Origin of the sequence: Arthrobacter sp. NamB2, assembly GCF_005281365.1 — a bacterium.
Taxonomy (GTDB): domain Bacteria; phylum Actinomycetota; class Actinomycetes; order Actinomycetales; family Micrococcaceae; genus Arthrobacter_D.
Map to the genome: position 1 here is coordinate 40,516 of NZ_SZWI01000001.1, position 17,721 is coordinate 58,236.

At 68.8% G+C, this 17,721-nt stretch carries 15 protein-coding genes and 2 tRNA genes; 12 read left to right on the forward strand and 5 right to left on the reverse strand.

Features of this window, described 5'->3' with window-relative positions; all coding sequences use genetic code 11:
* The first annotated feature begins 26 nt into the window (after positions 1 to 26).
* Positions 27 to 1,190, forward strand: a complete 1,164-nt coding sequence (locus FDK12_RS00205) for a cystathionine gamma-synthase (RefSeq protein ID WP_137367727.1) — start codon at positions 27 to 29, stop codon at positions 1,188 to 1,190.
* A gap of 454 nt (positions 1,191 to 1,644) precedes the next feature.
* On the opposite strand, the gene FDK12_RS00210 is transcribed toward FDK12_RS00205, so the two are convergent.
* Positions 1,645 to 2,070, reverse strand: coding sequence for a hypothetical protein (locus FDK12_RS00210; RefSeq protein WP_137367728.1), 426 nt, complete (start codon positions 2,068 to 2,070; stop codon positions 1,645 to 1,647).
* 10 nt (positions 2,071 to 2,080) lie between these two features.
* Positions 2,081 to 3,286, reverse strand: a complete 1,206-nt coding sequence (locus tag FDK12_RS00215) for an amidohydrolase (protein WP_137367729.1) — start codon at positions 3,284 to 3,286, stop codon at positions 2,081 to 2,083.
* 139 nt (positions 3,287 to 3,425) lie between these two features.
* Here FDK12_RS00215 and FDK12_RS00220 point away from each other — a divergent pair, with 139 nt between their 5' ends.
* From FDK12_RS00220 to FDK12_RS00250, 7 genes are all read left to right on the forward strand, one after another.
* Entirely contained in the window at positions 3,426 to 4,730 is a 1,305-nt protein-coding gene (locus FDK12_RS00220; RefSeq protein ID WP_137367730.1) for a glycosyltransferase 87 family protein, read from the forward strand.
* Positions 4,730 to 6,349, forward strand: a complete 1,620-nt coding sequence (locus FDK12_RS00225; RefSeq protein WP_137367731.1) for an ATP-binding protein — start codon at positions 4,730 to 4,732, stop codon at positions 6,347 to 6,349. The genes FDK12_RS00220 and FDK12_RS00225 overlap by 1 nt, the downstream gene beginning before the upstream one ends.
* On the forward strand, positions 6,346 to 7,020 hold the full coding sequence (locus FDK12_RS00230) for a response regulator (protein WP_137367732.1): 675 nt from the start codon (positions 6,346 to 6,348) through the stop codon (positions 7,018 to 7,020). Before FDK12_RS00225 ends, FDK12_RS00230 begins: the two co-directional genes overlap by 4 nt.
* A gap of 39 nt (positions 7,021 to 7,059) precedes the next feature.
* Positions 7,060 to 7,716 (forward strand): MOSC domain-containing protein, encoded by a 657-nt coding sequence (locus tag FDK12_RS00235; protein WP_137367733.1) that lies wholly within the window; start codon positions 7,060 to 7,062, stop codon positions 7,714 to 7,716.
* A gap of 332 nt (positions 7,717 to 8,048) precedes the next feature.
* On the forward strand, positions 8,049 to 9,962 hold the full coding sequence (locus FDK12_RS00240; RefSeq protein WP_411266136.1) for a DEAD/DEAH box helicase: 1,914 nt from the start codon (positions 8,049 to 8,051) through the stop codon (positions 9,960 to 9,962).
* A 127-nt stretch (positions 9,963 to 10,089) separates the two neighbouring features.
* A tRNA-Thr gene (locus tag FDK12_RS00245) sits at positions 10,090 to 10,161 on the forward strand.
* Between the two features lie 55 nt (positions 10,162 to 10,216).
* Positions 10,217 to 10,290, forward strand: a tRNA-Met gene (locus FDK12_RS00250).
* Positions 10,291 to 10,375: 85 nt separating this feature from the next.
* On the opposite strand, the gene FDK12_RS00255 is transcribed toward FDK12_RS00250, so the two are convergent.
* The 3 genes from FDK12_RS00255 to FDK12_RS00265 all read right to left on the reverse strand — a co-directional run bounded on the left by FDK12_RS00255 (position 10,376) and on the right by FDK12_RS00265 (position 13,346).
* Positions 10,376 to 11,545 carry an RtcB family protein gene (locus FDK12_RS00255; protein ID WP_137367734.1) on the reverse strand — a complete coding sequence of 390 codons (1,170 nt, stop codon included), beginning with the start codon at positions 11,543 to 11,545 and terminating at the stop codon, positions 10,376 to 10,378.
* 72 nt (positions 11,546 to 11,617) lie between these two features.
* Complete coding sequence (locus FDK12_RS00260) at positions 11,618 to 12,247, reverse strand: class I SAM-dependent methyltransferase (RefSeq protein ID WP_137367735.1); 630 nt, start codon at positions 12,245 to 12,247, stop codon at positions 11,618 to 11,620.
* A complete protein-coding gene (locus FDK12_RS00265) occupies positions 12,237 to 13,346 on the reverse strand; it encodes an NAD(P)/FAD-dependent oxidoreductase (protein ID WP_137367736.1) in 1,110 nt (369 codons plus the stop codon). The genes FDK12_RS00260 and FDK12_RS00265 overlap by 11 nt, the downstream gene beginning before the upstream one ends.
* Positions 13,347 to 13,437: 91 nt before the next feature.
* Here FDK12_RS00265 and FDK12_RS00270 point away from each other — a divergent pair, with 91 nt between their 5' ends.
* From FDK12_RS00270 to FDK12_RS00285, 4 genes are all read left to right on the forward strand, one after another.
* Complete coding sequence (locus FDK12_RS00270; protein ID WP_137367737.1) at positions 13,438 to 14,022, forward strand: helix-turn-helix domain-containing protein; 585 nt, start codon at positions 13,438 to 13,440, stop codon at positions 14,020 to 14,022.
* A 114-nt stretch (positions 14,023 to 14,136) separates the two neighbouring features.
* Positions 14,137 to 15,618 carry an ATPase gene (locus FDK12_RS00275; RefSeq protein ID WP_189636208.1) on the forward strand — a complete coding sequence of 494 codons (1,482 nt, stop codon included), beginning with the start codon at positions 14,137 to 14,139 and terminating at the stop codon, positions 15,616 to 15,618.
* Between the two features lie 40 nt (positions 15,619 to 15,658).
* A complete protein-coding gene (locus FDK12_RS00280) occupies positions 15,659 to 16,708 on the forward strand; it encodes an ATP-dependent DNA ligase (RefSeq protein WP_137367738.1) in 1,050 nt (349 codons plus the stop codon).
* Positions 16,705 to 17,691, forward strand: a complete 987-nt coding sequence (locus FDK12_RS00285) for a DUF2797 domain-containing protein (protein ID WP_223262995.1) — start codon at positions 16,705 to 16,707, stop codon at positions 17,689 to 17,691. Before FDK12_RS00280 ends, FDK12_RS00285 begins: the two co-directional genes overlap by 4 nt.
* The last annotated feature ends 30 nt before the right edge of the window (positions 17,692 to 17,721 follow it).

A 17,721-nucleotide genomic window follows, 5' to 3' on the forward strand; every position in this document is an offset into this window, starting at 1 on the left:
ACCCCACCGCGAATTCCAGGAGCATCGTGACGCACTCGAACGCCCAGGGTTTCAACACCCGGGCCGTCCACGCAGGCCAGACCCCCGACCCCACCACGGGTGCGGTGATCCCGCCCCTGTACCAGACCACCACGTTCGCGCAGGACGGCATCGGCAAGCTGCGCAACGGATACGAGTACGGTCGTGGCACCAATCCCACCCGGAACTCGCTGCAGACCCAGCTCGCCGCGTTGGAGGGTGGCAAGCATGCCTTCAGCTTCTCCTCGGGTCTCGCCGCGGAGGATGCCCTCATCCGGGCCGCGCTGCGCCCGGGCGATCACATCGTCCTCGGCAACGACGCGTACGGCGGAACCTACCGACTGATCGACCGCGTGCTGTCCCAGTGGGGTATCACCAACACGGCCGTCGACATGGCGGACAGCGCTGCGGTCCAGGCGGCCATCGCCGCGAACAACACCAGGATGGTGTGGGTCGAGTCGCCGTCGAACCCGATGATGAAGATCACCGACATCGCCGCGACGGCCCAGCTGGCGCACGACGCCGGCGCCCTGCTCGTCGTCGACAACACCTTCGCCTCGCCCTACCTGCAGCAGCCGCTCACGTTCGGCGCCGACGTCGTCGTGCACTCGACCACCAAGTACATCGGCGGCCACTCGGACGCCAGCGGCGGGGCCGTCGTCGTGAACGACGACGAGCTCGCGGAGAAGATCGGGTTCATCCAGTTCGCGGCCGGTGCCGTGTCCGCTCCGATGGAGGCCTGGCTCACCACGCGTGGGCTCAAGACTCTGGGCGTCCGGATGGATCGGCACTCCTCGAACGCCATGGCCATCGCGCGATGGCTGCAGGACCAGGACGAGGTCGAGCGCGTGTACTACCCGGGCCTGGCCGACCACCCGGGCCACGAACTCGCGGCGGCTCAGATGAAGGACTTCGGTGGCATGATCTCCGTGACGTTCAAGGACGGGGCGGACGCTGCCAAGAAGGTCGCCGAGTCGACGCAGGTCTTCCTGCTGGCGGAGTCCCTGGGCGGCATCGAGTCGCTCATAAACTATCCGTCGGACATGACGCATGCCTCGGTCAAGGGCACCGAGCTCGCCGTCCCCGAGAACCTCATCAGGCTGTCGGTGGGCATCGAGGACATCGAGGACCTGATCGGCGACCTTGAGCAGGCCATCTCGGCGCTGCGCTAGTCCCTGTCCCTCATGCGAAAGGCCCTTCCGTCCGGAGGGGCCTTTCGCGCGTCCAGCAGGTCGGCGAAGCGGCTTCGCGCACGGGTTCCCGGCAAGGACGGGCATTTGGCACGGCGTGTCCCGGCGCAACACGCCCTTCGCGGACGAAAGCCGTGCATAACGCCGCACCGGCAAGCGGTTGCGGAGGGCGTCCCGCCGTCGTTCCCGCGGTTCCCGCCCGACCTGGCGACCGGCGGCGTGATGCCCGCAGACCACGCGCGCCGGCGCGAAGAACCGGGGACGACGGCGGCCGGCGCGCGAAGAACCGGGACGACGGCGACCGGCTGCGTGGGAACGACGGCGACGCGGCTGCGAGGGAACGACGGCGACCGGCTGCGTAGGACGACGGCGTCGAGCCCGGGGCGAAGGACCGCGACCCGCCGGGCGCGAGCAACGCCCCGCACCGGGCAGTACGCTAGCGGCCCTTCGGCAGCCGGAAGCGCTTCTTCGCCTTCGGTTGGGTCAGCTGGAAGAAGTCGCTGCTCTGCGGCAGCCACATCAGCAGCACGGCCACCAGCATCACCCCCGCGATCAGGGACAGCCCCGGGGTCCCGCGCACGAGGATCGGGACGCCCACGATGATGCCGATGGTGCTCAGCAGCTCGCGGGCACTCCTCCTGCCCCGACGGAGCGGGAGCAGGAGGACCAGTTGGAGGACGGCGAGCGCCCCGAAGAGCGCGCCGAGCCCGATGAACCCGGCGCGGTCGAGGTCCTGAACGGCCGCCGATGTGAGGAACGTGCCGGCCGCGATGAGCAGCAGTACCGCGATGGCGAGCCACAGGACGAGCGCGGCACGCAGTGTGAACGGCCGCGGCGGCAGGGCGCTCTGGGGGGAACGCACCGGGGCGCTCCTAGCCCCGCGGAGCGACAGTGCCGCTGCGGGTCTCGGTGTTGTAGGAGTAGACCTCGGTACCGCCGATCCATACCTGCAGGGCGCGCTGCATGACATCGAGCGGGTCACCGCTCCACAGCACCAGGTCCGCATCCTTGCCGACGGCGAGGGAACCGAGCCGATCCGCGAGTCCGAGGACCTTCGCCGGGTTGAGGGTGATCGAGCGCAGGGCCGTCTCCCGGTCAAGACCCTCCTTGATCGCCAGGGTGGCCTGGTGGACCAGGAAGTTGATCGGGATGACGGGGTGGTCGGTGATGATCGAGATCTCGACGCCGGCCCTCGCGAGCTTGCCCGGGTTAGCGATGGAGCGGCCGCGTAGCTCGACCTTCGATTTGGTCGTGAAGAGGGGCCCGATCAGGACAGGAATCCCGCGCTCTGCCAGGACGTCGCCGAGCAGGTGCGCCTCGGTGCCGTGATCGAGCACGAGGTCGTAACCGAACTCGTCGGCGATGCGGATGGCGGTCGCGATGTCGTCGGCGCGGTGCGCGTGCTGACGCCAGGGGATTTCGCGGCGCAGCACCATGGCGAGTGCCTCGAGGTGCGGGTCCCGCGCGTTCTCCTCGGCCTTGCCCAGGTAGTTCTGGGCCTTCATGAAGGCCTCGCGGATCACGAGTGCGGTGCCCAGACGAGTGGACGGCGTCTTGCCCTTTCCGCCGTAGACACGCTTCGGGTTCTCGCCGAGTGCTGATTTCAGCCCGCTGGGGGAGCGGAGCACCATCTCCTCGAGGTAGCGCCCGTGCGTGTGGATGGCGACGGCGAGCCCGCCGATGGGGTTCCCGGACCCGGGGTTCACGTTCACGGTCGTGACACCACCCGCGAGGGCGTCGTCGAACCCGGGGTCGTAGGGATTGATCGCATCGATCGCCCGGACACCGGCCGTGTTGGGGTCGGTCATCTCGTTGGTGTCGTCGCCCGCCGTGCCCTCGCCCTCCTCATGCGTGCCGAGGTGCACGTGCGCGTCCACGAATCCGGGCAGCAGCCACTTGCCGCCCGCGTCGATGACCGAAGCGCCATCGGGCACGCGAACGTCGGCACCGAGCGCCGTGATGCGGCCGTCCTCGACGACGACGGTGCCGTCGAACGGCTCGCCGTCGATGGGCACGACATGCGCATTGGTGAAGGCGGTGATGGGAGCGGACGGGGTGGTGCCGCTGGGGGAGGACATCGGTGCATCGGCCTTTCGCAGGGAACGGGGGTGATTTCCACCATATCGGCACGCGAGGACCTGGCCGGGGCCGTGCCTACACTGGTTGAGCCGTTCCAGGGTTCCAGGACGGCGCCACCACTGTCTTCGGAGGAAAAGCATGAGCCAGCGCAGCACCCCGGCACCGGTCCGGGCGCTGGGCGTCGTCGCCTCGGTGATGGTGGCAGCGGGCCTCATCGCCTGGGCGTTCGCCTGGGCCGACTTCATCGGGCTCGACTTCCGGGTGTACCGCATGGGCGGCCAGTCGGTGGTCGACGGCGACGGCTCGCTCTACAGCCGGTCCTTCGGCGAGGGTGAGGGCTCGCTCCTCTTCACCTACCCACCGTTCGCCGCCCTGGCCTTCACCGTGCTGACACTCGTCAGCGCCGAGACGGGCGCCATCCTCTTCGTCGGACTATCGGTGCTGATCGCGGCGATCATCTCCCTGTTCATTACGCGCTATCTCGGCGGATTCCACAGGACCGGGGACGTCCTCAAGCACCCCAGGGCCTTGCCGCTCGCCATCGCGGGCACCGGTCTGGTGTGCCTGCTCGGGCCCTGGCGCGAGACAATGGCCTTCTCACAGGTCAACATCCTGCTGTTCGCCATGATCGCCGCCGACCTCCTGTCCGGACCGCACCGCCGCGTGCCGACCGGCCTGCTCACCGGTATCGCCGCCGGTATCAAGCTGACGCCGCTGGTCTTCGGTCTGTACTTCCTCGTCCGGGGGGAGTGGAAGCACCTGTTCACCATGGCTGGCGGTTTCTTCGGGACCATCGCCGTCGGGTTCATCCTCCTTCCCGCCGAATCGGCGACCTATTGGCTGCAGATGCTGCGCGACACGGGCCGCATCGGCGGCGAAGGCTATGTGGACAACCTCTCGATCCGCGGGGCCATCCTGCACTTCATGGGTCCCGGTTTTCCGTCCACCCTTCCCTGGCTGCTCCTCTCGCTCCTGCTCGTCGCCGTGACCGTGTTCATCATCCGTTCGGCTGCGCAGCGTGGGGACCGCTTCACGCCGATCGCCATGACGGCCCTGCTCATGCTGCTGATCTCGCCGATCTCGTGGTCGCACCACTGGGTGTGGATCGTCGTCGTGCTGGCGGTCCTCGCCGGTCAGGCGGTGCGGCTTCCCGCCGAGCTGCGGGTCTACCGGAGGACGGCCGGGGTGCTCTTCGTCGTCACCCTTGCGGTATTCATCTATTCGCCGAAGACCATCGGCGTGCTCCTCGGCGCCGAGGACCTCAACTCCCAGCTCGCCACCGGGTGGCTCATGGCCTCCAGCGCCGGCGTCTTCTGCGCGCTCGCCATCACCGTCTTCTGGGTTCTCCTGTCGCGCGCGCTGCGGCCCCTGCCGGCTGGGAACGCTCTTCGGGGGACGCCAGGAACGGCCGACGAAGATACCGCCGCGAGTCGGACGCGCTGATGGCCACGGCAGCCCGGCGAACCCTCGCGGCTCCTGTCAGCCGCGTGCGGGTCGCGGCCGGGTGCGCTGTCGCCCTCGTCCTGCCGCCGCTGCTCGAGGCGGCCGTGTTCACGGTCGGCACCTCGCTGCTCGCCATCGACGTGCTCTTCCAGATCGCGGGCGTCATCGCCGTGGCGCTGATCGGTGGCCTGTGGCCCGCCCTGCTGGCCGCGCTGTGGAGCAGCATCATCCTGAACTACACCTCGACGGAGCCGTTCGGGTCCCTCGCGATCTCCGACGCCGAGGACGTCGTGACGGTCCTGATCTTCATCACGGTGGCGGTGGCTGTATCGCTCGTCGTCGGGCTGTCCGCCCGACGGTCCCGGGAAGCGGCCATGGCCCAGCAGGAGGCCGCGCTGCTCGGCGAACTCGCGCGCGGCGTGCTCGCCGAGGAGGACACGCTGCAGGGTTTCCTGCAGCACGTCCAGGCCCAGTTCGACGTCGACGCCGTCGCCCTGTTCGGTCCTGCAGGGTCCGGCACCGACGCCGAGCCGGATGCCGGTACGTCGCCCGGCGGGCACCGGCTGGAACGCCGCTCGCTCGCGGTGCGTCCGCGTGACCCCGGAATCGCGGAGGCACTGGACTCACGGAAGTCACGGAAGTCACGGGGATCACGAAGGTCTCCGGAGGCAGGCGGGCACTCCGGGCGGACGGTCGCGGAACCGAGCTCCGGGCGTGACACGGACCGTTTCACCCTGGACGGCGCGACAGCCGTCGAGCAGGTGGACGGGGACGTCTCCCTCGCCCTCTACGGGCGCCAGCTCTCGGCACGTGAGCGCGGGCTGCTCACCGCCTTCGCCGGTCAGCTGCGGTCATTGCTGCAGCGGCAGGAGCTGATCGCGAGCACGCGCACCAACAGGAGGCTCATCGAGGGCAACGTCATGCGCACGGCCATCCTGCGCTCGGTCTCGCACGACCTCCGCACCCCCCTCGCCGGGATCAAGCTCGCCGTCAGCAGCCTGCGGCGCTCCGACGTGACCTTCTCGAAGGAGGACGAGGGCGAGTTGCTCGAGACCATCGAGAGCTACTCCGACCGGCTGGAGGCACTCGTCAACAACCTCCTTGACATGTCCCGCATCACGGGCGACGCCGTCAATCCGCACCTACGCCCGCTCACGTGGGGCGAGGTCGTCACGCCCGCCCTGGCGAACGTCGCGGAGGACCGCGTGCAGGTGTCCATCCCACCTAACCTGCCTGCCATCGAGGCCGACCCCGGACTGCTGGAGCGCGTCCTCGCGAACATCGTCGAGAACGCGGTGAAGTACGCCCCGGACTCTCCCGTCGAGATCACCGCGTCCGTGGGTGGCACGGGCAAGGCGCTCATCGACGGCTTCCCGGCGTCGGAGCTGAGGGTCGTCGACCACGGACACGGGGTGTCCCGGGACGACGTCGCCGCCATGTTCCGCCCGTTCCAGCGCCTTGACGACGCACCGTCGGGTGCCGGCGTCGGCCTGGGGCTCGCCGTGGCGAAGGGTTTCACCGAGGTGATGGGCGGCGTGCTCGACGCCGAACAGACGCCGGGCGGCGGACTCACGCTCGTCATCCGGCTGCCGATCTCGACGGGAGCCGTGGAGCTGTGATCCGTGTGCTGGTCGTGGACGACGAGCCGCAGCTCCTCCGCGCCCTCGAGATCAACCTGCGCGCCTACGGCTACGAGTGCGTGACAGCGGTCGACGGCGAGACGGCCCTCGCCGCCGCCTCCGAGCACCACCCGGACATCATCGTGCTGGACCTCGGTCTCCCGGACCTCGACGGCGTCGAGGTGATCCGGCGGATCCGCGGCTGGTCGCAGGTACACATCATCGTGCTGTCCGCCCGGCACGGTTCCCAGGACAAGGTCGACGCCCTCGACGCCGGTGCCGACGACTACGTCACGAAACCCTTCGGACTGGACGAACTGTTGGCGCGCCTCCGCGCGGCCAGCCGACGCGCTGCCGTCGAGGCGGAGGCCCCCGTCATCGAGACACCGGATTTCACGCTCGACGCCGGCGCGCGGCGCGTCGTCAGGAACGGGCAGGATGTCCGGCTGACACCGACGGAATGGAAGATCGTGGACAGGCTGATCGCCCATCCTGGCCGGCTCGTGTCGCAGCAGCAGCTGCTGCTCGACGTCTGGGGCCCGGCCTACGCGAAAGACGTCCAGTATCTTCGCGTGTACATGGCGCAGCTGCGCAAGAAACTCGAACGCGACCCGGGCGCGCCCCGGTACTTCGTCACCGAGAGCGGCATGGGGTATCGCTTCCAGCCCTGACCCGGAACGAGGCGCAGGCCGGCGCATAGGATGGTCGCCATGACCACTGGAACCCTCCTCGCTGTCTGTCGCGTGCACGAACTGCTGCCCACCAAGGACTCCACCGGTGTCACTGCGATCGACAAGCGTGCGGTCGCGGGAGCAGTGAACGTGCATGCGCTCGGGTTGACCGGCGACATCCAGGCCAGCAGGAAGCATCACGGTGGACCCACGAAGGCCCTCTACGCGTACTCCCAGGAGGATGCGGACTTCTGGACGCAGCAGCTGGGCCGTGAGGTGACGCCGGGCCTGTTCGGTGAGAACCTCCGGGTCGGTGGGATCGACGCCTCCCACGCCGTCATCGGCGAACGCTGGGCCGTGGGTGATCAGGTGGTGCTTGAGGTCACCATGCCCCGCACGCCGTGCGTGAACTTCGCGCGCTACCTGGGCGAGCGCTCATGGGTAAGGCGCTTCGCCGAGGCCAACCGCGTGGGCACCTACCTGAGCGTCGTCACGAGGGGCAGTATCTGCGCAGGTGACACCATTCGCGTGGTGAGCGCCCCGGAGCACGGAATCACCGCTGCCCAGGTCTACGCGGGCCTCGATGAGAGGCAGGCGCAGGCCCTGCTCGACGCCGGAGCGTCGGGGCAGATCGCGCTCACGCCGCAGGTGCGTAAGTCGGCGCTCCAGGCACTGAAGGTGGCATCGCCGGCCTGACGTGCCGAACGTCACCTCGTGCAACGCCTTCCCTGGAGCGCGACCGCCCGCGTATGACGTAGACTGGAAACATCCCCCACACCGGTATTCCCTTTATTTCCGCCCCTCAGGGCCGGATAGGTTGTGTTGGGGCTCGGAGCACAGACTCGCGAGCAGATTCATCAGGGAGCGCCGGCTAGAAGAAAAGTCACACATCACTGCTGTCACAGTGAACCCGTGTGGCGAGGAGTTCGGCCTCGGGATTGAAAAAGTGCCGGATTTCTACGTTCATTCGGCACTGCGGGCTCCATCCTGTCAGGGCCGTCCGGCACCTACCTGGAGGATTATTTCCCGTGCCTGAAAACCTGTCCGAGCAGAACATCGACTCCACCCTCACCGGAACAGTAGCCGCGGCCCCCGCGGCGCAGTCCGACGACGACGGCGTGGACATCCGCTTCACCGAGCTCAACCTCGACGGCCGCATCCTCGCGGCGCTGACCGACCTCGGCTACGAAAAGCCCTCGCCCATCCAGGCAGCGACGATCCCCGTGCTGCTCGAAGGGCGCGACGTCGTCGGACTGGCGCAGACCGGAACCGGCAAGACCGCCGCGTTCGCCGTTCCCGCGCTGTCCAAGATGGCCGAACTGGCCGATGTCAACGGTGGGCCCAGCAAGAACACCCAGGTCCTGGTGCTCGCACCGACCCGCGAGCTCGCGCTCCAGGTAGCCGACGCCTTCACCTCCTACGCCAAGCACATGGAGGGCTTCACCGTCCTTCCCGTCTACGGCGGATCACCCTACGGACCACAGCTCAACGGACTCCGCCGTGGCGCGCAGGTCGTCGTGGGTACCCCCGGCCGCGTGATCGACCACATCGAGAAGGGGTCGCTCGACCTCTCGAACCTCGAGTACGTCGTGCTCGACGAGGCCGACGAGATGCTGCGCATGGGCTTCGCGGAGGACGTCGAGAAGATCCTCGCCTCGACTCCCGCGGAGAAGCAGGTCGCACTGTTCTCTGCGACCATGCCTCCGGCCATCCGCCGCATCGCCAAGAAGTACCTGAACGATCCGGCCGAGATCTCGGTCAAGGGCAAGACGACGACGGGTACCAACACCCGCCAGCGATACCTGCAGGTCATGGGCCCGCACAAGCTGGACGCGATGACCCGCATCCTCGAGGTGGAGGACTACGACGGCATCATCGCCTTCGTCCGCACCAAGGCTGCTACCGAAGACCTGGCGGACAAGTTGCGTTCACGGGGCTTCTCGGCCGCAGCCATCAACGGAGACATCCCGCAGCAGCAGCGTGAGCGCACGGTCGAGGCGCTGCGCGACGGCAAGATCGACATCCTCGTGGCGACGGACGTCGCAGCCCGTGGCCTCGACGTGGAGCGCATCTCGCTCGTCGTGAACTACGACATCCCGAATGACACCGAGTCCTATGTGCACCGGATCGGCCGCACCGGCCGCGCGGGCCGTTCGGGTGACGCGATCCTCTTCATCACTCCCCGTGAGAAGTACCTGCTGCGTTCGATCGAGAAGGCCACGCGCCAGCCGGTCGAGCAGATGCAGCTGCCCTCCACGGAGAAGATCAACGAGCTGCGCCTCAGCAAGTTCGCGGACAAGATCACGCAGACGCTGGCCGGCAAGGATGTCGCACTGTTCCGCGACCTCATTGCCAACTACGAGCGTGAGCACAACGTGCCGGCCAACGAGATCGCTGCTGCACTCGCCGTCATGGCGCAGGGTGGCCAGCCGATCCTCGTGCAGGACATCCCGGTCGCCCCTGCCGGGCAGCGCGAGCGTGCCGAGGGTCGCAAGGATGCCTTCGGGTCGCGTGGCCCGACGCGCACGCTCACCGAGGGCAACGCCACCTACCGCATCGCGGTCGGCCGTCGCCAGCGCGTGATGCCGGGTTCGATCGTCGGCGCCATCGCCAACGAGGGCGGCCTGTCCTCCTCGCAGATCGGCGGCATCGACATCCGCGCCGACCACAGCCTGGTGGAACTGCCGGCGGACCTCTCGACCGATCAGCTGCGCGCACTCTCCAAGACGCGCATCGGCGGTGAGCTCATCCACCTCGAGCTCGACAAGGGGCGCAAGCCTGCGGGCAACCGCGGCGCCGGCGAGTTCAAGAAGCCCTTCAAGAAGGACTTCCCCAAGCGCGACGGCGACACCCGCTTCACGGGCGACGCCAACCGGAAGCCCCGTGCCAAGGGTGCAGGAGCCGGAGCAGGACGCTCCAGCGTCCAGTCCGAGCAGTGGTAGGACCCGACTAGTCGGTTCCATCGGACCCGCGCTGAGCGCGGGTCCGATGGGGAAACCGGGAACCGCCGATCAGGGCGGCTGCCGATTTCGCTCCAGCGGCCGGGAACTGGTAAAGTTTCTTGCTGTTGCCCCCCTAGCTCAGTGGTAGAGCGCGTTCTTGGTAAGAACGAGGTCACCGGATCGATTCCGGTGGGGGGCTCGTAAATGAGGGGGCCCGTGACGATCATCCGATCGGTGCGGGCAGCCTCATTTAGGGCGGTGTAGCTCAGCTGGTTAGAGCGCACGACTCATAATCGTGAGGTCCCGGGATCGAGTCCCGGCACCGCTACAGGAAAGGCCCCGGAGCTTCGGCTCCGGGGCCTTCTGTGTATCCGGGCTTCCCGCGCTCGGTCACTCGGCCACTCGGTCGCCCGTCAGTCGCCCTTCACGTTGATGATCTGCCGAAGCGTGTGGCGGATCTCCACCAGGTCCCGGGCATCCTCCATCACGGCGTCGATGTCCTTGTAGGCCGCCGGGATCTCGTCCAGGAACGCCGGGGTGTCCCGGAACTCGATGCCCCGCATGGCGGCCCGGAGCTGTTCCTGCGTGAAGGTCTCCCGGGCCGCGTTGCGGGAATACTCACGCCCTGCCCCGTGCGGTGCCGAGTCCAGAGCTTCCCTGTTTCCCCCGCCCGTCACCACGTACGAGCGGGTACCCATCGAGCCGGGGATGAGGCCGGGGCGCCCGGGATCCGCGGCGATGGCACCCTTGCGCGAGAGCCAGACGTCCTTGCCGTAGTGCTTCTCCCGCTGCGTGTAGTTGTGGTGGCAGTTGATGCGCTCGCGTTCCTCCACAGGCTTCCCGACCCAGTCGCTGAACTGCCGGACCACGCGATCCATCATCTCCTCGCGGTTGAGCAGCGCGAACTTCTGGGCCCACATCAGCTCGGCGATATAGCGGTCGAACTCCGGCGTGCCCTCCTCGAGGTAGGCGAGGTCCCGGTGGGGAAGGGTGATCGATCTCTGTGCGCAGTAGTCCTGGGCCGCGCGGATGTGCCGCTGCGCGATGCGGTTGCCGATACCCCTGGAGCCCGAGTGGAGGAAGAGCCAGACGTCGTCCTGCTCGTCGAGCGAGACCTCGATGAAGTGGTTTCCCGAGCCGAGCGTGCCGAGTTGCAGGCGCCAGTCCCTGACGTAGCTCGCCGGATCGAAGCCGGCCGAGTGCGCGTCCTGCTCGAGCGACTCGATGCGGGGTCTGGCGGACGCGCTCAGCCGCTTGTTGTTGTTGCCCGCGGACAGGGGTACGGACCGCTCGATGGCCACCCTCAGCGCGCGGCGCTCGAGGCGGGCGACGTCGTCAGCCGTGTAGTCGGTGCGGACAGCCACCATGCCGCAGCCGATGTCCACGCCGACTGCTGCGGGGATGATCGCGCCGAGGGTCGGCAGGACCGAGCCGACGGCGCACCCCAGGCCGAGGTGGGCGTCGGGCATCGAGGCGAAGTGGGGATACACGAACGGCATCGAGCTCGTCATGCGGTTCTGTGCCAGCGTCGCGTCGTCGATGATGCTGGCGAAGTTGACGTACTTCTCGGTGATCCACTGCATCCGTCGAGGCTACCGACGGGGCAGGTCGGGAAGCACGCGGTGCACCATCCCGCCCTGCCCCTTGCGGACGCGTCAGCGAATCCGTACTGCCTGGAGCACCGCGTCGCTGATGGTCACGTCCCGGCCGTCCCCGGTGCGCTCCGTCCTCGGACGCGACTCGCACACCCGGATGTCCCAAGCGTCGTCGAGCAGTTCGGCTATCTGCTGCGGCGTGTAGAAGAGCTCGGGCTGCGGCGGCCTGCCGATCCCCGAGTGGAGGTCCGAGGGATCGTGCGCGACGATCAGGAGGGTCCCGCCGACTCCGACCAGGGCCGCAAGGGAGCGGAAGATGCGCGACCGATCGGGGTCGGGCAGATGCATGAACTGAATGGAGACGAGGTCCAGGCCGTTCGGAAGATCCGGTGCGGACAGCAGATCCACGTGGCGCCATTCCAGGCGGTCCCGGACCGGAGGATCGAGCTCCTCCGCATGGGCCCGGGCGCGTGCGAGCGCCACGTCGGAGACATCGATGCCGAGGACGTTCCAGGCGCGGGATGCTAGCCAGGCAGCATCCGCTCCCTCCCCGCACCCGACGTCGAGAGCCCTGCCGGGAGGCAGGTCCGCCACGCCGGCGACGAGCTGTCGGTTCGGCTTGCCGCTCCAGATCCTCGGCCGTTGCCGGTAGCGCTCGTCCCAGAACTCCTGCGTGTACTCAACCTGCACGGCGTGCTCCTTTATCCGCTGCTTCGTCGACCGTTGCTCGTGCGGCCGTGGAGACGCCGGCGAGCCCGTCCTCCAGCCCGTGCCGCCGGAGCCCGAGCACCCGGGCCGAGACGTCCGCCTCGGACGCCGCGGAGAAGGGACCGCGATGGGCCTCGACGGCCCACGCCGTCTCCTCCTCCACGAGATTGGCGTTGATCGCCGCGCCCGCCATGGTGCCCTCGGCCGCGGCCACGATCACCTGTGCACCGAGATTCGAGACGTTGCCCGCAACATACACCCCCGGTACCGCCGTCGCCCCCATGGGGCCGGGCTCGATGAAGTGTCCCATCCCCGACGGATGCTGCTGCGTCGTGAGACCGAGTGATCCGGGCAGGATGCTCCGGGACTCCATCCGCGTCCCGACGGCGAGGGCCTGCAGGTCGAAGGTGTGTCCACCTGCCACCGTCACCCCGGTCAGCGTTCCTCCTGCGCTGTCGACGGATGTCACCGCGCCCTCCACCACCCGGACGGCGCGGGCGGCGAGCCGGTCCCACTCCTCATCGGTGGGAGTGAGGGAGTCGTTGAGGAACAGCGTGATGTCATCCGACCACTGCCGGAACAGGAGGGCCTGGTGGACGGACAGGGCGCCCGTGCCGAGGACCCCGATGCGCTGCCCGCGGATCTCGTAGCCGTGGCAGTAGGGGCAGTGCACGACGCCCGCCCCCCACTGTTCACGGAGGCCCGGGATCTCGGGCAGCCCGTCCGAGAGGCCGGTGGCGAACAGTATGCGTCGTCCGGTGACACTGCGCCCGTCCGTCAGCACGACGTCGAACCCTTCCGAGGTCCGCAGCACGGCTTCGGCTTCGGCGCGCACGATCGTAGCGCCGTAGGACTCCGCCTCCGTCCTGCCGGTGTCGAGCAGTGCGAGCGGATCCATGCCCTCCCGGGTGAGGAAACCGTGGACGCCCCGGGCAGCTGCGTTGCGCGGTTGTCCGGCGTCGATCACGAGGACGGATCGCAGGGCGCGGCTCAGGGTGACGGCGGCGCTGAGGCCTGCCGCACCACCCCCGACGACGACGGCGTCGTACCGATCCTGGAGGGGTTGGCTGGTGGTTGACATGCTGGGTCTCCTTCCGTGGTGCTTGTCTTCCAAGCATCCGCACGGCAGGTAGAAGTGACAAACTTCCTTGCTGATGTGGCAAAATCGCACCATGGCTTCAGACCTCGACTCCGTGCTCGACGCCGTTGGTCCACGTCTTCGTGCGCTTCGCGTTCAGCGCAACCTGACGCTCGGAGAGGTGTCTGCTGCCTCCGGTGTATCGGTGAGCACACTGTCCCGGCTCGAATCCGGCCGGCGCCGGCCGAACCTGGAATTGCTGCTGCCGATCGCGCAGCTCTACGGAGTGCCGCTCGATGACCTCGTCGGTGCTCCGCCCACCGGAGACCCGCGCATCCACCTCCGGCCCATCGAGCACCACGGCATGACGGCGATCCCCCTCACCAGGCGCCCCGGGGGCGTGCAGGCCTTCAAGATGGTGATCGCCGGAGACGGACGCGGTACGGAACCGGAGTTGCAGGTCCACGAGGGCTACGAATGGATGTACATCCTGAACGGCTCCCTGCGGCTGGTGCTCGCGGACAACGACTTCGTGCTCGGGCCCGGCGAGGCAGCAGAGTTCGACACACGAACGCCGCACTGGTTCGCCAGTGCGGACGGGAAGCCCGTCGAGATGATCAGCCTCTTCGGGCAGCAGGGTGAGCGGATGCACGTCCGCGCACGGCCGAAGCGATCGTGAGGCAGTCGGGCCGGCCGGAGAAGGCGACAGACGGCACGCGACGGCCTTATAGGATGAACTGAGCCGAGCGATCAGAGAGCGGCCCGACCGCGGGCCGACGGGGACGGAACGACGATGACGAACGAGCAGCCGGGGTTCACCCCCGACAACCCCTCCGGTGGCTTCCCCACCCGGGCGAGCCGCCGCCGCGCCGCAGCGTCGCCGGAACAGCCACGCTTCGCCGACCGCTTCGCGCCGGATCCCGCGACGGACCCGGTCGCGCCGGACAAGGGCGTTCCGGGCGAGCCGGGCCACCCCGACGACGACGCCGACGTTACCCTGCGCCGCACTCCCACCGGCACCTCCGGCGGACGGGCGACAGGGCAGGCCCCCGACGCATCGGACGCACCTGCCGTACCGGGCACATCAGGCCTGCCGGTGTTCCAGCCGGCGATCCAGGGTGCCCCCGCTGCAGCGCCGGAAGCGGACGGTATCCCGACTGCCGTCGCACCCGGGCCGGACGCCGCCGCAGCGAGGACCGCGCCGTCACCGATCGGCAGGCGTCGCCCGTCGCCTGCCGGGCAGGAGGCAGCGGCACCGTCCGTCGCCCCGGATCTAGCGCTACCGGCCGTGCCGGCGCCCCCTCGCCGCGTGCCGGTCCCGGGTCCGGACCACGCGCCGACGGGGTTGCGCCCGCGCGAGGGACGGGCGTCGTTCCTCGCACCCGATACCGCCGTCGTCCCCGCCGAGAGCGGATGGCGCGGCGTCCTCGCACGGCTGGGGCTGAGCATCCCGCCGTCACGGCGGGAACTCGCGATCAGGGCGGATGTCACCGCGGTCAGCCGGCGCTGGCCGGGCCCCCGGACCGTCGCCGTCGTCAATGGCAAGGGCGGAGCGAACAAGACGCCCACCTCGGTCATGCTCGCGGCCGTCTTCGCGCGCAATGGTGGCGGGCCCGTTCTTGCGTGGGACAACAACGACGCCCGCGGCACGCTCGGCTGGCGGACCGAGCAGGGCCCGCACGAGGCCACCGTCCTGGATCTCCTACCGCAGGCGGACGCGCTCCTGGCACCGTCCGCGCAGTCGGCCCTGCTGGCGCGGTACGTCCATCACCAGACCGAGGACAAGTTCGACGTCCTGCGCTCCAAGCCGGACGTCCTCGCCTCCCAGCAGAAGGTGACGGCCGACGACTTCGACGCGCTCCACGAAGTGGCGTCCAAGTATTTCCGCCTGACCGTGGTCGACTCGGGGAACGACGAGACCGCCGAGCGCTGGCTGCGGATGATCCACCATACGGACCAGCTCGTGATCGCCACGACGACGCTCGAGGAGCACGCCGAAGCCGGGGCGCTCCTGCTGGAGGCTCTGCGCGCGCGTGGTGGTCGCTACTCCGAGCTCGCGCGCAGCGCGGTGGTCATCGTGAGCCAGTCGGACAAGAACGGGACCCAGGCACAGAGCCAGTCGATCGCGGACGGCTTCGGCGAGCTCGCCCGCCGCGCGGTCACCATTCCCTTCGATGCGGCTCTGATCAAGGGTCGGATCCGTTACGGCGCCCTGCGCCCGGCCACGCAGCGCGCATGGCTGTCCGCGGCGGCTGCGGTGGCCGAGGGGCTCTAGACCGCTTGCCGTGCTTCCCGACCTTCAGACAGGATCAGGCATGACCGAGCTGCCGTTTCCCATCCAGCCCATGCTCGCGAAAGCCGTGGACTCCGTGCCCGGTCCCGACAGCGTTTCCGGCGGACTCCTCTACGAGCCGAAGTGGGACGGCTTCAGGGCTGTCGTGCGCATCGAGAACGGTACCTGCGAGATCGGCAGCCGGGGTTCGAAGATGCTCACCCGGTACTTCCCCGAACTCGTCGATGCGCTGCTGGAGAACCTGCCCGAGCGCTGCGTCGTCGACGGGGAGATCGTGGTGCGCCGGGGGGAGCCCGGTGCGGAGAGGCTCGACTGGGAGGCCCTGTCCCAGCGCATCCATCCCGCCGACAGCAGGGTTCGCCTGCTCGCCGTTCAGACGCCGTCGTCGTTCGTGGCCTTCGACCTCCTCGCGATCGACGACAACGACCTGACGCGCATGCCGTTCGTCGATCGCAGGAAGGCGCTCGAGGGCATCGGCGAGTCCTTCTCCGCTCCCGTGCACCTGTCGCAGGTCACCCGCGACGTCGAGCTCGCGCAGCGCTGGCTCGTCGAGTTCGAGGGTGCGGGACTCGACGGCATCGTCGCGAAACCCCTGACTGCGCAGTACGAGCCGAACAAGAGGCTCATGCTCAAGGTCAAGCACCACCGCACCGCCGACGTCGTGCTGCTCGGTTACCGGGTGCACAAGTCCGGGCAGGGGGTCGGCTCGCTGCTGCTGGGCCTGTACGACGACGACGGCGGGTTGCGCAACGTGGGAGGCATCTCGGCGTTCTCCGACAAGCGGCGGCTGGAACTCGTCGAGGAGCTCGCACCGGACGTCATGCGCGACGACGCAGGCGAGATCGAACGGGGCGCCACCGACCGCAGCCGCTTCGCGTCCTCGAAGGACGTGTCCTTCATCCGATTGGAGCCGCGGCGCGTGGTGGAGGTGCGGTACGACCAGATGGAGGGCGACCGGTTCCGCCACACCGTCCAGTTCGAACGGTGGCGGCCGGACCGGGAGCCGCGATCGTGCACGTTCGGGCAGCTCGACATCCCTGCCGCCTACGATCTCAGCAGGGTGCTGGCGTGACCTCCGCCGAAGCCGGACGGAGGAGCCTTCTCTACCTGTGCAGCGGCGCGGGCTGGCGCGCAGGGGTACCGGTGCTGTCACTGCACGCCGTGCCGAGCGAGGGCGTTCCCGGAGGGACTGGAACTGCCGCCGCAGCCACCGATGACGACCGCTTGCTCGATGTCGTGCTCCGGCCCGGGACGAGGGTGGCCTACGAGATCGCCGCCGACGGGAGGTTCTGCCTCGGGTACCACCGGGTGCACGGCCGGGACGACCGCACGTGGGTGCAGTGCGCCGACCAAGCGCCCGCCGAGCGGGGCTACCAGTGCGCCCGATGCTTCGCACAGGACGACGTCCGGTTCATGCACGACATCCACCGCTCCGGCATCGCACCGGCCGGGCTCAAGCGCTACCTCGACCAGCCCCACTGGCTGTACGTCGCGACGTTCGCCGATGGCTCGAGCAAAGTCGGAACGGCCTCGCACCCGAGGAAGCGCGCCCGCCTCGTGGAGCAGGGAGCGGTGGTGGCCCAGTACGTGGCGCATGCCGACGACGGCCGGGTTGTCAGGGTCCTGGAGGACGAGGTCACCCGTTCGGTCGGCATCCAGCAGGCTGTGAGGTCGAGCACGAAGGCATCCTCGCTCTGCTCGCCGCTACCGACCGCACGGCTCGAACGCGTCAACGACGGTTTAGCCCTGGCAGCCAGGGGACTCCTCGAAAGTGGCCTCGGCCTCGACGGCTTCGAGGTGGTGCACGAGGAGTTCGAACCGCCGTCGTCGTGGTCCGCCGTTCTCGGTCACCACGGCCTGCAGCCCTATGCCGAGCCGCTCGGGAGCGGGCAGCACGGCTTCACCATCCTCGAGGTGCTCGGTCCGTCGGCCCTCGTCGCCATCGACGGTGCGGACCTGGTGTTCGTCGCCGATCTGTCCGGGCTCAAGGGCAGGCGCCTGCGGTTCGGTGACTTCAGTACGCCGGTGCCGGCCGTCCAGGAGGCGTTGTTCTGAGCGGCAGCAGCGGAACCCGCAGTAGAATCG